Raw genomic sequence first — 13,899 nt, 5'->3', positions numbered from 1 at the left:
CGAGCAGGACTTCCTACCAATGACATTGATGGGCGCGGCGGCACTGCTGATCCTGGTTCTGACCTATGCCGGCGTCGCCATTGGCCGCATCCCCGGCCTGCGCCTCGACAGGGCAGGCATAGCGCTGCTTGGCGGCGCCGCGATGATCGCCATCGGCGCGGTGAGCATGGAGGATGCCTACCGGGCAATCAATTTCGACACCATCACGCTTTTGCTCGGCATGATGATCGTGGTCGCGCATCTGAAGGTCTCCGGCGCCTTTCGCGGCCTTGGCGCCATCGCCATCGAGCACGCACACGCACCCTTCATGCTCTTGGTGATGGTGACGCTGCTGACCGGCGTGCTGTCGGCCTTCCTGGTCAACGATGCCATCTGCCTGGTCATGGCGCCGATCGTCGTCCATGTCACCCGCGTCATCAACCGCAACCCGGTTCCATATCTGATCGCCACCGCCACCGCGTCGAACTGCGGCAGCGTCGCCACCATCACCGGCAATCCGCAGAACATGGTCATCGGCGCGCTGTCGGGCATTTCCTATCCGGCTTTTGCGGCGGCGCTGGCGCCGGTCGCCCTGTTCGGCCTGGTCGCCGTCATCATCATCGTGCGCATCGTCTATCGGGCCGAATTCACCCGCACCGCCCAATTGAGCCCAGAAGTTTCGCGTGGCCGCATGCATCGAGGGCAGGTGCTGAAGGCAGTGATTGTCTGCATCGGGCTGGCAATTGCCTTCTTCGCAGGCGTTCCCGTTGCCAAGGCCGCATTGATCGGTGGCGCCATTCTCCTGCTCACCCGCGCCATCAAGCCGGAACGCATTTATCGCGAGATCGACGGGCCGCTGCTGTTCATGTTCGCCGGTCTGTTCGTGGTCGTTGCCGGCGCCGAAAAGACGCTGCTGACGCCTGATCTCATCGCCTCGGCCAAGAATCTCGGCCTCGACGATGTCTGGCGTCTGTCGGGTTTCACCGCGGTGCTCTCCAACATCATGAGCAATGTGCCGGCCGTGCTGGCCTTGCGGCCGTTTATCCCCGGGCTGGAAAACCCCGAACGCGCCTGGCTGGTGGTGGCGATGAGTTCGACGCTCGCCGGCAATTTCACGCTGCTCGGCTCGGTCGCCAACCTGATCGTCGCCGAGCAGTCCAAGGCCGCCGGCACTCCGTTGTCTTTCGGTGCCTTCTTCAAGGTCGGGCTGCCGCTGACGCTGATCACGCTCATCGCCGGCACGGCATGGCTGGCGCTGGGGTTCTAGAGGGGCGGCAACGCAATGGTGAACGCCGATCAAGGTGAAACTGGAGATTTGATCCGCCGGGCTGTGGCCGCTTTCAATTCCGGCAATCACGGTCAGGCAGTGGATTTATGTGAGCTGGGCCTGAAGCAGCACCCGGACGATCCGGCGCTTTGCCATCTGATGGCGGCGGTCCTGTTCGCGAGGGCCGACTTGCCGGAGGCTCGTGCGCGCATCGAAGCGAGCCTTGCCGCTCGTCCGGACAATGTGCCAGCCTTGATTCTCGCATGCCGGATTGCTCGGGCCGAAGGCCGGTTCGAAGCGGCTTTGCAACTCCTGGATCACGCGGCAAGGCAATCGTCGAAGTCGGAGATCCTGCTCGAGCGGGCACGCACCCTCGATCAGGCAGGCGATGCCTCGGCGGCTGGTGCGTCCTGGACACTCGCCTTGCAAAGGGAACCAAAATCCGAGGAGGCAATGGCCCGCCTCGGGCGCCTTGCGTGGGGACGCGGCAAGTCGCTGGAGGCGGAAGCCTTCCTCGAACGCGCCGTCGCCGGCGGTGGGCATCCGGCTGCCTGGTTCGACCTCGGGCTAGTGCGCCAGGACATGCGCAAGTTCGGCGGTGCTGCCCAAGCCTATCGACGGGTGCTTGAGATGAACCCGGACGCACCGGAGGCAGCCGTCAATCTGGGCGTCGTCTTGCAGGAAACCGGCGACCTCGACGGGGCCATGGCAGCGTATTCGATGGCCTATCGTCTGCGTCCATCTACGTTCGGCGTGATCGCCATGGCGCTCACATCGGCACCGAGCGGCAGGCTGTGGCTCGATGAGGAAGCGCTGCGTCGCTCACTCGCCGGCGGCGCGCCCCCGCCGGGCGCGAAAGCGCTTGCGGTAGACGCCGGGCGTTGACAGGACATCCGCGACCGTCTGCGCATAGGATGCCTGCCGTTTCTCGTCGAACACCTCGTATTCGAGCTGAGGCGCGGCCCGCGGAACCGCAAAGCACTGCGCGACCGGAGTTCCTTTCCGGAGCACGCCGGAGAATTCGGGCTCCGTCCAGACCGCCGGGAAATTGATGCCGCCATCGCTGAACCGGTCGGAATCCACCAGACCCGTCAGCAGCCTGAAGGGAAGATCCTCGCGATTGACCGGATGGGTCGCGAACAGCGACCAACCGTCCTCGACCTCAATGGTCCAGAAGCTGTTGAATTTGAGGGCGGCCAGGCTTGGGTTGGCAAACGGGCTGCCGGCGAGCTGGCCCGGCGTATGGAAGCTCAGCGGCGCTCTCGGGTGGTTTTTAGTGACGGGGTCCGGGATATTCCAGCTCCAAGAAAAAGTACCCTTTTCGACGACGACGTCGCATGGCAGCAGGACCATGAAGCCATAGGTCATCGCGTCAACCACCGGCGGGCACTGCTTGAGCGTGCGAATGTCGCGGCCATGGATCGCCGAATAGGCGGTGGCGGGCATTGCGCGCAGCCAATCCGGCAGCGTGCCACGCGCCAGGATCGGGCGCGGCAAGTGCTCGACCAGCATTGGATCGCATCGGAAAATCACACGCATCGCTGCCTCCTGGCCTTGCGATACCATGCTTGCCGGCCACGCTCCAAGCGGCGCCAGTCAGTCGTTGTTCCGGGATCTCGCCCGGACAAGTGTCGCCGCAGCGCGTCCCGCGGCTTCGACATAATCGGGATTGCGGTGGATCAGCATGATCGAAAACGAGCCGTCGATCAGCAGCACGATCTCGCGCGCCACCGCCTGTGGTTCCTCGATGCCGTGGTCGGACAAGGCGCCGGCCAGCCATGCTTCAAAATTCAACTTGTGACGCGCTCCGACCTTGACCGCCGGGTGGCCGGGCATCGAGGCAAGTTCCGCGGCCGTGCGCAGAAAACCGCATCCTTTCCACTTTGGATGGCGCGCGACCCGCGCCAGATTGGTGAAGATCGCCTCGGTCTTGCTGTCCGCACCACCTTCCTCGGCGTCGAACCAGCCGGCCATCTGCCGCAGATTGGGCTGGTCGCGACCATCGAGATAGGCGGCGACCAGATCGTCCTTGCTCTTGAAATGGTAGTAAAGCGTGCGCTTGGTGAGGCCTGCGTTTTCGGCAATGGCATCGACGCTGACGCGACCGATTCCCTCGGCGTAGAAAAGCTTCGTTGCGGCATCGACGATGCGTTTCCGGGTCGGGCTGACGGGTTCAGACATCAATCATGTATACCGACTAGTGAATATACACGCAATCGAAAGCGTGATCCCTTTCCGCCATGCCTGGAAAGGAAGAACAATGGCCGATCTTGTCCTGAATGACATCCGCGACGGGGTGACCGTCCTTACCCTCAATCGCCCTGAAAAGCTCAACGCTCTGAACTATGCCCTGATCGATCGCCTGCTCGCGGTTCTGGACGACATTGAAATCGATGACCGCATCCGCGCCGTCATTCTCACCGGAGCTGGCGAGCGGGCATTTTCGGCGGGTGGCGATATCCACGAATTCTCGGCGAGCGTGGCACGTGGCGCGGATGTCGCGATGCGCGACTTCGTCATGCGCGGCCAGCGGCTGACCGCGCGGCTTGAAGCCTTCCGCAAGCCTATAATTGCCGCCGTCAACGGTATCGCCTTCGGCGGCGGCTGCGAAATCACGGAAGCCGTGCCGCTTGCCATTGCCAGCGACCGAGCCTTGTTCGCCAAGCCCGAGATCAACCTTGCAATGCCGCCGACCTTTGGCGGAACGCAACGCCTGCCGAGGCTGGCCGGGCGCAAGCGGGCGCTGGAGCTGCTTTTGACCGGCGACTGGTTTCCGCCGCCGCGGGCTCTCGAACTCGGCCTTGTCAACCAGGTCGTGCCTCATGATGATCTGATGCCGGCGGCCTTTGATCTGGCCAGGCGCATCCTTCGGCACTCCGGACCAGCGGTCGCAAGCATCCTTACGGCGGTGGCGCGTGGGCTCAACCTGAGCATCGCCGAAGGCCTGTTGGTCGAAGCCGAACAGTTCGCGCGCGTGGCCCCGACCACTGACTTGCGCGAAGGGATCGACGCCTGGATCGAGCGGCGAAAGCCAAATTACGACGGCTCGTGGAGACATATCACGCGGCCGGACGAGGGCAGGCGAGCCTCGGCTGCACGCGATCAGCCTGGCTCACGGATCAAGTCACCGTCACCGCCACTTGGCCCTTGATGCCCGGCGGAAGAGCCCGCGTCCTCCAAAGAGGTGCTGCTCAATCGGCTTCGATATCCTAAGCTGCCGCCGATCCTTTGTCTGCCGCCTGCACGCGTGCTGCCGCGGCCAGAAGGTCGGTCTGCGTGATAAGGCCGAGAATGCGCCGCTCGCCGTCGACGATGACCACGGCATGGCTGCGGCCGTCGGTCAAAACCGGAAGCAGGCTCATCGCGGGCGTCTCGGGCGAGGCGGCGCCGGCCTTCGACATCACGCTCTTCACCGTGTCGGTGGCCTTGGTCAGCTCACGCAGGCCGACCGCGCCGACCAGCCGGGCATCCGCGTCGATCACCGGCAAGGTGCGGATGTTGTGATCGAGCAGCTGCTGGCGCGCCGCGTCGGCCGTGGCGCCCTCAGCCACTGAAATCACGTCGCGGGACATGATGTCGTCGCACAGCAGCGTCCGGTGCGAGCGCACCATGGCCTGCAGTTCGACTTGTCTCAACAGCCGTTCGAGGTCGTTGCGGTCGATGTCGAAGCTCTCGTCGAGCGTGGTCAGCGCCGCGTCGATATCTTCGGGCCGGAAGCCGACGCGCTGCAGCGCCGGCGGATCGGCGGTACCGTGGCTGTTGGTGGCGGGTGCGGCGACATGCGGATAGTTGCGCCGCGCCAGCCTGTGGAAAAGGAAGCCCAGCGCGACCAGGATGATTGAATTCAAGGCCACCGGCACGAACGGAAACAGGAAGCCGGCGCTGACAACGGCCGGCCCGCCGAGCACCGCCGTCAGTGCTGCCGCTCCGCCTGGCGGATGCAGGCAGCGCGTGAACGACATCGCCGCGATGGCGAGCGCCACCGCGAGGCTCGAGCCAATGACCGGATCATGGATGAAATGCGCCACGGTCACACCCACCAGCGCCGATATGGAGTTGCCGCCGATAATCGACCATGGCTGCGCCAACGGGCTCGCGGGCACGGCGAAGAGAAGTACGGCGGAGGCACCCATCGGCGCCACCAGCAGGGCCACATGCGGGCCGCCGCCCATCGCCAGACCGCTGATCACGCCAGTCAGCGCGATGCCGATCGTCGCCCCTATACAGGCAAGCAGCCGCTCGCGCAGCGTTGCGCCGGCAAGGATGGGAACAAAAAGACGAAAGGCCATGGCAAGCTTTATGACAAATGGATTGGTCGGGATGCCGTGCAGTACGCAATGCTGCCGAACCCGCGGATTTGAAAGTCAAACAAATCCGCAAAGTAACGGCCCGGGAGAATAATAGTGCGCGCAGCACCTTGCGGGGATGCGGCGAGCGGCTTGCGCTTTGTCATCAGCGTCAAGGCCTTGCGGCCGTTTGCTGACTCTGTGCGGCAGTTAGCCCGGTTGCGCCATCATCATCCGGCGGCTGCAGCCAGCCCGCGCAGGATGTCGGCCTTCAGGTCGTCGACATCCTCGAGGCCGATCTGCAGGCGGATCAACGGGCCTTCATAAGGGGCCCTCGCAACGACGCGGTCGCCGAGCCAAACCGGCACGGCAAGGCTCTCATAGCCGCCCCAGGAATAGCCGAGCCCGAAGATCCGCAGCGCGTCGAGGAAGGCGTGCTGTTCCTTCTGGCCGCCGCCAGCAAGCACGATGGAAAAGATGCCGCTCGAGCCACAAAAGTCGCGCTTCCACAGATCGTGGTCCGGGTGGCTGGCAAGGGCAGGGTGGAGCACGCGCGCTACGCCCTTCTGGCCTTCGAGCCACGATGCTATGGCAAGCGCGCTGCGCTGGTGATGCTCCAGGCGCACGCCCATGGTGCGCAGGCCGCGCAGCACCTGATAGACATCGTCAGGTCCAGCACAGCAGCCAAGCGTGCAAAAACTCTCATAGAGCTGTTTCCAGTGGCTCTCATTGGCCGAGACCGTGCCGAGCAGTACGTCGGAATGGCCGGCCGGATACTTCGTCGCCGCGTGGATGGAGATGTCGACACCGTAGTCGAGCGGCCGGAAGTAGAGCGGCGTCGCCCAGGTGTTGTCCATCATCACGATGGCGCCGGCCGCATGCGCCGCCTTGGCGATGGCCGGGATGTCCTGCACTTCGAAGGTGTTGGAGGCCGGCGATTCCGTGAACACGACCCTGGTGTTGGGCTTGATCAAGGCGGCGATATCGGCGCCGATATGGGGATCATAATACTCCACCTCGACGCCGAGCCGCTTCAGCATCGTGTCGGCGAAATTGCGGGTCGGATGATAGACGCTATCGACGATCAGCAGATGATCGCCCGCCGACACGAAGGCGAGCAGCGGAATGGTCACCGCCGCAAGCCCGGACGGCACCACGATCGTGCCGGCCGAGCCTTCCAGCGCGTCAATGGCATGGGCAAGGGCGTCCGTCGTCGGCGTACCGCGCGTGCCGTAGGTGTATTTCTGGTTGCGGTCCGCCATTGCGGCTGCATTGCGAAACAGCACGGTCGAGGCGTGCACGACAGGCGGATTGACGAAGCCGAAATAGTCGTGCGGGTTGTTACCCGAATGGGCAAGCCGCGTGTTGATGCCCATTTTGCCGGAAACCTGCTCGTTGCCGTCTTTTGCCATTCGTTATTGCCTCTGCTGGTAAGCCGTTAGCCATAGTGCGGCGGCATTGGTCGCGCAACAGCATGGCGCCCGCCAGGAAACGGACTTCTGATGTGCCAATTTCTTCGGCAAAGGCCGTTGTCGGGCTGCGCCTCTGCCTCTTCAGACGCCGACTTCCGATTGCGCCTGGCCAAGCAAAGAACAGTGCTGTTCACACAAATCCATCGCACGAACAGCGGTAACGAAGAGTAATTGCGGCACGCGGATTACACCGACAATGCCCAATTGGCTGGGCAGTGAGCTTTGCCGACTTTATTGGCGTTTCTGACTAAATCGCGGGTGCGTTTGTCTGCAATTCAGGCATTTCAGGCAATCGATTTTCAAACGCGGTCGGATTCGGTCATTTCCCTTGACCTCACGGGAATTATCGCCTTCGATGCCATTCGTGAATGGGAGGCGGCGCGTCGGTTACGATGCGGGGTTCCGGGAATGGGCCGGGATGGGAGCTGCGTTCACATGGGAAAAAGAATCAGGGTTTGCCTGAAAACAGAGAAAAGGGTCTGTGGGTCATGAAACATATTGCTATCGGCATTCTTGGCGCCGCTACGCTTGGATTGATGGCGTCGGCCGCGTCGGCTACGACGCTCGACACCGTCAAGGCGAAGGGCTTCATCCAGTGCGGCGTCTCGACTGGTCTGGCCGGCTTCTCGGCGCCGGACGACAAGGGCGACTGGCAAGGCATCGATGCGGATTTCTGCCGCGCTGTGGCCGCCGCTGTCTTCGGTGACGGCACCAAGGTCAAGTTCACGCCGCTCAGCGCCAAGGAGCGCTTCACCGCCTTGCAGTCCGGCGAGGTCGACATCCTGTCGCGCAACACCACCTGGACCATCAACCGCGACACCGCACTTGGCCTGAATTTTGTCGGCGTCACCTACTATGACGGCCAGGGCTTCATGATCAATGCCAAGAAGCTGCCGGGCGTCAATTCCGCGTTGCAGCTCTCGGGCGCCGCCGTCTGCGTGCAGAGCGGTACGACCACCGAGCTCAACCTCGCCGACTACTTCAAGGCCAACAAGATGGAGTACAATCCGGTCGTCTTCGAGAAGCTTGAAGAGGTCAACGCCGCTTATGACGCGGGCCGCTGCGACGTTTACACAACCGATCAGTCGGGCCTTTACGGTATCCGCCTGACGCTGGCTTCACCTGCCGATCATGTCGTGCTGCCTGAGATCATCTCGAAGGAGCCGCTCGGCCCGGCAGTGCGCCAGGGCGACGACCAGTGGTACCACATCGTCAAGTGGACCTATTTTGCGCTGTTGCAGGCGGAAGAGCTCGGCATCACCAAGGCCAATGTCGATGAGATGAAGAACTCGCCCAGCCCGGAGATCAAGCGTGTGCTCGGCCAGGAAGCCGACACCAAGATCGGTACCGATCTTGGCGTTTCCAACGACTGGGTCGTCAACATCGTCAAGGCCGTCGGCAATTACGGAGAACTGTTCGACCGCAATGTCGGGTCGGGTAGCCCGCTCAAGATCGCCCGCGGCATCAACGCGCTGTGGACCAAGGGCGGCCTGCAATACGCTCCGCCGATCCGCTGACCGAAATGTGATCCGGGAGGCAGATCGTCTGCCTCCCGGTTTCTCTTTCCAGGGGATGGTCGCATGGCATCGCAGGAAGTTCTTCGCGAGGCGCCAAGTCGCGCTTCTCTTATAAACGATCCCAAAGTCCGCAGCATTTTCTATCAATGCCTGGTCGTTGCTTTGCTGGTGTCGGGTGTCTGGTGGATTGTCCACAACACCATCGTCAACCTCACCAACCTCCACATTGCCTCCGGCTTCGGCTTTCTGAGGGGCCGCGCCGGTTTCGACATCTCTGACACGCCCATCGCCTATACGTCTGACTCCACTTATGGCCGGGCCATCATTGTCGGCTTGATCAACACGTTGATCGTCGCGTTTGTCGGCATCATCACCGCCACCATCATCGGTTTCATCGTCGGCATCGGCCGGCTGTCGAAAAACTGGCTGATCCAGAAAATCTGCACCGTTTATGTCGAGGTGTTCCGCAACATCCCGCCGCTGCTGGTCATTTTCTTCTGGTATTCCGGCGTGCTGGCCGTGCTGCCGACGCCGAAGGAAAGCATTCATCTGCCTTTCGGATCCTTCCTCAACCAACGCGGCTTCTATTTCCCACGCGCTATCTGGGGTGACGGCTCCTGGCTGATTCTGGTCGGTCTGCTTGTCGGCATCGCCATGTCGTGGTTCGTCGCCCGCAAGGCGCATCAACGGCAGATGGCGACCGGCCAGCAATTCCCTGTGTTCTGGACATCGCTGGCGCTGATTGTCGGCCTGCCGCTGCTCGCCTATGTGCTGAGCGGCTTTCCGGTGACCTTCGATTTTCCCAAGCAGTCGACCTTCAACCTGAGCGGCGGTTTCGTGGTCAAGCCGGAGTTTCTGTCGCTCTATCTGGCGCTTTCGTTCTACACCGCCGCTTTCATCTCCGAGATCGTGCGCGCCGGTATTCGCGGCGTCGCCAAGGGCCAGAGCGAGGCCTCGGCGGCGCTTGGCCTGCGTTCCGGCCAGGCGTTGCGGTTGGTGGTCGTGCCGCAGGCCATGCGCATCGTCATTCCGCCACTGGCCAGCCAGTATCTCAACCTGACCAAGAATTCCTCGCTCGCCATCGCCATCGGCTATCCCGACCTGACTGCGACGACCGGAACGGTGCTCAACCAGACCGGTCAGGCTGTGGAATGCGTGGTCATCATGATGGTGATCTATCTGGCCATCAGCGTTCTGACCTCGCTGCTGATGAACTGGTTCAATGCCAAAATGGCGCTGGTGGAGAGGTAAGGACATGCAAGAACATGATATGTCCTGGGTACGCACCGAAATGATGCTGGCGCAACCGGCGCCAGCTGGCGTGACTGGTCTCGGCGCATGGGTGCGCAAGAACCTGATCGCCTCGACGGGCGATGCCATTATGACCATAATCGGTATCGCGCTGGTGGTGATGATCCTGCCGCAGATCATCAACTGGGCCTTTATCAACGCTGTCTGGACAGGGCCGAACCGGACCGTATGCGCCACGGTAACGCAAGGCGGAATTCAGCCGGACGGCTGGTCTGGCGCTTGCTGGGCCTTTGTGAACGCCAAGTTCGGCCAGTTCATGTTCGGTACCTATCCGATCGAGGAACGTTGGCGGCCGATTCTGGTTGGTGTATTGCTCGTCGTGCTTATGGTGCCGATGTTGATGCCGAGCGTGCCGCGCAAGGGCCTCAACGCCCTGTTGCTGATTGTCGGTTTACCCGTTGTGGCGTTCTTCTTGCTGGTGGGCGGCGTGTTCGGCCTGGAACATGTCGAAACGGCGCGTTGGGGCGGCTTGCTGGTAACGCTGTCGCTGTCTTTCGTGGCCATCGTCGTGTCGTTGCCGCTTGGCATCGTGCTGGCGCTTGGCCGGCGCTCCAAAATGCCGATCGTCAAGATGCTGTGCGTCATCTTCATCGAAGCCGTACGCGGCATTCCGCTGATCACCGTTCTGTTCATGGCCAGCGTCATGCTGCCGTTGTTCCTGCCGCCGGGCGTTACCTTCGACAAGTATCTGCGCGCGCTTATCGGCGTGTCGCTGTTTGCCGCCGCCTATATGGCCGAAGTGGTGCGCGGCGGCCTGCAGGCAATCCCCAAGGGTCAATATGAAGGCGCCGATTCGCTCGGCCTCGGCTATTGGCAGAAGATGTATTTCATCGTCATGCCGCAGGCGCTGAAGCTGGTTATCCCGGGCATCGTCAACACCTTCATCGGCATGTTCAAGGACACCAGCCTGGTTACCATCATCTCGATGTTCGACCTGCTTGGCATCGTGAAGCAGAACTTCTCCGACGCCAACTGGGCGACGGCTCAGACGGCCAAGTCGGGTCTGATCTTCGCCGCCTTCGTGTTCTGGCTTTTCTGCTTCGGCATGTCGCGCTATTCCATGTACACCGAACGCCGGCTCGACACCGGCCACAAACGCTGATGCGTGTCGCCCAAAAGTGCATTGCGGTTTTGGGATAACGAGATGCATCATAACCAAAGACAAAAAAACAAGGGGACCCTGTCATGGCCACCGAAAATGCCGTCAGCGCGGAAGAGATCAAGGTCAATGCCGCCAAGATGCACATCTCGACCACCGATGTCGCCATCGACATCATCGCCATGCACAAATGGTATGGCGAGTTCCATGTGCTGAAGGACATTAATCTCAAGGTGATGCGCGGCGAGCGCATCGTCATCTGCGGGCCGTCAGGCTCCGGCAAGTCGACCATGATCCGCTGCATCAACCGGCTGGAAGAGCACCAGAAGGGCAAGATCATCGTCGACGGCAAGGAACTCACCAACGACCTGAAGAAGATCGACGAGGTGCGCCGCGAGGTTGGCATGGTGTTCCAGCACTTCAACCTGTTCCCGCATCTGACCATCCTGGAGAACTGCACGCTGGCGCCGATCTGGGTGCGCAAGACGCCGAAGAAACAGGCCGAGGAAATCGCCATGCATTTCCTCAAGCGCGTGAAAATCCCGGAGCAGGCCAACAAATATCCCGGCCAGCTTTCGGGCGGCCAGCAGCAGCGCGTGGCGATTGCGCGCTCGCTGTGCATGAACCCGCGTATCATGCTGTTTGACGAGCCGACCTCGGCGCTCGACCCGGAAATGATCAAGGAAGTGCTGGAGACCATGGTGGGCCTGGCCGAAGAAGGCATGACCATGCTGTGCGTTACCCATGAAATGGGTTTTGCCCGCAAGGTCGCCAACCGGGTGATCTTCATGGATCAGGGCCAGATCGTCGAGCAGAACACGCCGGCCGAGTTCTTCGACCATCCGCGCCATGAGCGCACAAAACTGTTCCTCAGCCAGATCCTGCACTAGGCCTTTCAGTGAACTGAGGAGAGCCCGGCTGAAACAGTGCCGGGCTCTTTTGCGTATGGGTAGGCAGGAGGCGGGCGGATCGTGTCGCGCCGGATGCGTTTGCAAGGCCGCCATTGATGAAAAAGCTCGGCCGTTTTGTTGGTCTGTTGTTGATTGCGGTTGCGCTCGCGCTGACGCTCGGCACTCTGGTGCCACGCCCGCTCTGGCAAACGACGGGTGACAAATCAGCGACGCGTCATATCCTGGTGCTGAAGAACCCGATCCATACCGACATCGCCATTCCGGTCGACGATGCGGTGCGCCAGCGCTTTCATTTTCTGGTCGAGGCCGGTATCCCGGCCGACATCCCTGAGGTGCGCTATATCATCTTTGGCTGGGGCGGCCGCGCCTTCTATCTGGAAACGCCGACCTGGTCGCAGCTGAAGGCCGTACCGGTGATGAAGGCACTGACTCTCGACACGTCGGTCATGCATGTCGATATCGCCGGTGATATCGACCAATCACATCCGGATGTCGCCGGCTTCGATATTGGTGACATTCAGTTCACGGCACTGCTCGATTTCATCCAGGCCAGCTTTCAGCAGGGACCGGGTGGTCCGATCCATATCCCGAATGCTGCTTATTCGAATTTCGATGGCTTCTTCGAAGCCAACGGCCATTTCAATGCACTGGTCGGCTGCAACACCTGGACCGCCGCCGCACTGCGTACAGCCGGCCTGCGGACCGGCTGGTGGAACCCGCTGCCGGTTTCGCTGGGGCTGTCGATGCGGTTGTATGACTGATCTCGGCGCATCCGGTCGTCTCTTGCACCATGCCCTCGCTTCAGCGCGGGATGATCTTCTGTTGCTGCCAGCCATAAAGCCAGTCGAGATCAGCTGCGAGCTTGTCCGAGGAGCGCATTTTCAGGAATAGGTTGCGGGCAATCGCCACCGGACCCGCGGCATGCCAGGCCATGCGGTTGACGGCGCCGCGACGAGCAACCGCGGCGACACGAGGCTTTCGCAGATTTTCCCAGATTTGAAGATTTCTTGCTTGATCCCCAGGGAAGTCGGCAATGACACCCGCAAGTGTGGCCGCATCCTCGATCGCCATCGCCGCGCCTTGCGCCGCGAACGGCGTCATCGCATGCGCGGCGTCGCCTATCAGTACGATGCCGTTCGACGTGGTCCAGGGCTGCGTCTGTTCGACCGTGTGGAGCGGCCAGGTCAGCCACGGGCCGGCCAGTTCCACCAGCTTTACGAGACCTGGCGCGGTGCCCCGCATGGCGCCGGCGAGGATGCCGGGATCGGCATGGCCGGACCAGCCGTCGGCGATGCGCTCGCCTTTGGTGAAGGCCACGAGATTGAAGGCATCACCCTTGCTGACGGGATAGGCGACCATGTGGAATCCCGGATGCAGAAACGTCGTGACGCAATCGACCGCACCGATCGCGGCAAAGGCTTGCCCAGCGCTGCTGTCGGCTGCGACCGTGGCGCGCCAGGCCAACGCTCCTGAAAAGCGGCTTCTTGGCGATGCCATCCTCTTTGAATCGACAAGCGCGCGCACCAACGACCAGACGCCATCGGCGCCGACCAGCAAGGAGCCTTGTTCCTCTGCCGTCTTGCCGCCGATCTCGACAGTCGCGGTGACACCATGGCTGCCAGTAGCAATTTTCTCGACGCGCCCTCCGAGAGTGAGACGAATATCAGGCATCTCCGCAACGCGCGCCATCAGCGCGCCCTGCAGGTCGGCCCGGTGTGCGACGAGATAAGGAGCACCCCAGCGGCTTTCACCCGCTTGCCCGAGTGGCACGCGCGCCAGTTGACGCAGCGTCCTTGCGTCCTTCAGCACCACAGCCTCCGGCCGCACCGCCGCCGGCAGCAGCTGGTCGAGCACGCCAAGCTGGCGAAGGATGCGTGTCGCGTTGGGAGAAAGCTGGAGGCCGGCACCCACGGCTTCGAGCCGTTGTGCCTGTTCGTAAACCTGCACAGCATAGCCGCGTTCGGCGAAGGCGACGGCCGCAGTCAGCCCGGCAACACCGGCCCCGGCGATGATGACTTGCCGGGAGCGCTTTTCGTCCATCAGGTCTGTCGCGAAAG

The 13,899-nt window shown here is 62.1% G+C and carries 13 protein-coding genes; 8 read left to right on the top strand and 5 right to left on the bottom strand.

Annotated elements, in window-relative coordinates:
- The first annotated feature begins 19 nt into the window (after positions 1 to 19).
- Positions 20 to 1,246, top strand: coding sequence for an anion transporter (locus tag ACZYHG_RS27430; protein ID WP_464611228.1), 1,227 nt, complete (start codon positions 20 to 22; stop codon positions 1,244 to 1,246).
- 15 nt (positions 1,247 to 1,261) lie between these two features.
- Positions 1,262 to 2,131 (top strand): tetratricopeptide repeat protein, encoded by an 870-nt coding sequence (locus ACZYHG_RS27425; RefSeq protein ID WP_464611227.1) that lies wholly within the window; start codon positions 1,262 to 1,264, stop codon positions 2,129 to 2,131.
- Here the strand turns inward: ACZYHG_RS27425 and ACZYHG_RS27420 are convergent.
- Positions 2,069 to 2,758 (bottom strand): hypothetical protein, encoded by a 690-nt coding sequence (locus tag ACZYHG_RS27420; RefSeq protein ID WP_464611226.1) that lies wholly within the window; start codon positions 2,756 to 2,758, stop codon positions 2,069 to 2,071. The genes ACZYHG_RS27425 and ACZYHG_RS27420 overlap by 63 nt on opposite strands.
- Before the next feature lie 84 nt (positions 2,759 to 2,842).
- Complete coding sequence (locus ACZYHG_RS27415) at positions 2,843 to 3,427, bottom strand: TetR/AcrR family transcriptional regulator (RefSeq protein WP_464611225.1); 585 nt, start codon at positions 3,425 to 3,427, stop codon at positions 2,843 to 2,845.
- Between the two features lie 79 nt (positions 3,428 to 3,506).
- Here ACZYHG_RS27415 and ACZYHG_RS27410 point away from each other — a divergent pair, with 79 nt between their 5' ends.
- Complete coding sequence (locus ACZYHG_RS27410; protein ID WP_464611224.1) at positions 3,507 to 4,397, top strand: crotonase/enoyl-CoA hydratase family protein; 891 nt, start codon at positions 3,507 to 3,509, stop codon at positions 4,395 to 4,397.
- A 58-nt stretch (positions 4,398 to 4,455) separates the two neighbouring features.
- Here ACZYHG_RS27410 and ACZYHG_RS27405 read toward each other — a convergent pair whose 3' ends face one another.
- Complete coding sequence (locus ACZYHG_RS27405) at positions 4,456 to 5,535, bottom strand: HPP family protein (protein WP_464611223.1); 1,080 nt, start codon at positions 5,533 to 5,535, stop codon at positions 4,456 to 4,458.
- Between the two features lie 227 nt (positions 5,536 to 5,762).
- Positions 5,763 to 6,944 carry a cystathionine beta-lyase gene (locus ACZYHG_RS27400; protein WP_464611222.1) on the bottom strand — a complete coding sequence of 394 codons (1,182 nt, stop codon included), beginning with the start codon at positions 6,942 to 6,944 and terminating at the stop codon, positions 5,763 to 5,765.
- Between the two features lie 548 nt (positions 6,945 to 7,492).
- On the opposite strand from ACZYHG_RS27400, the gene ACZYHG_RS27395 reads away from it, so the two are divergent.
- The 5 genes from ACZYHG_RS27395 to ACZYHG_RS27375 all read left to right on the top strand — a co-directional run bounded on the left by ACZYHG_RS27395 (position 7,493) and on the right by ACZYHG_RS27375 (position 12,603).
- Entirely contained in the window at positions 7,493 to 8,521 is a 1,029-nt protein-coding gene (locus tag ACZYHG_RS27395) for an amino acid ABC transporter substrate-binding protein (RefSeq protein WP_027034589.1), read from the top strand.
- A gap of 63 nt (positions 8,522 to 8,584) precedes the next feature.
- Positions 8,585 to 9,772 carry an amino acid ABC transporter permease gene (locus ACZYHG_RS27390; RefSeq protein ID WP_464611221.1) on the top strand — a complete coding sequence of 396 codons (1,188 nt, stop codon included), beginning with the start codon at positions 8,585 to 8,587 and terminating at the stop codon, positions 9,770 to 9,772.
- Between the two features lie 4 nt (positions 9,773 to 9,776).
- A complete protein-coding gene (locus tag ACZYHG_RS27385; protein ID WP_464611220.1) occupies positions 9,777 to 10,934 on the top strand; it encodes an amino acid ABC transporter permease in 1,158 nt (385 codons plus the stop codon).
- A 137-nt stretch (positions 10,935 to 11,071) separates the two neighbouring features.
- Positions 11,072 to 11,821: an amino acid ABC transporter ATP-binding protein gene (locus ACZYHG_RS27380; protein WP_031240865.1), complete on the top strand. Its 750-nt coding sequence runs from the start codon at positions 11,072 to 11,074 to the stop codon at positions 11,819 to 11,821.
- 116 nt (positions 11,822 to 11,937) lie between these two features.
- Positions 11,938 to 12,603 carry a TIGR02117 family protein gene (locus tag ACZYHG_RS27375; protein WP_464611219.1) on the top strand — a complete coding sequence of 222 codons (666 nt, stop codon included), beginning with the start codon at positions 11,938 to 11,940 and terminating at the stop codon, positions 12,601 to 12,603.
- A 40-nt stretch (positions 12,604 to 12,643) separates the two neighbouring features.
- Here the strand turns inward: ACZYHG_RS27375 and ACZYHG_RS27370 are convergent, their stop codons facing one another.
- On the bottom strand, positions 12,644 to 13,882 hold the full coding sequence (locus ACZYHG_RS27370; protein ID WP_464611218.1) for an FAD-dependent monooxygenase: 1,239 nt from the start codon (positions 13,880 to 13,882) through the stop codon (positions 12,644 to 12,646).
- Positions 13,883 to 13,899 lie beyond the last annotated feature (17 nt).

This window comes from Mesorhizobium subarcticum (assembly GCF_055456085.1).
The sequence above is the reverse complement of the archived record's forward strand: the minus strand, read 5'-3'. Positions and strand labels throughout refer to the sequence as shown.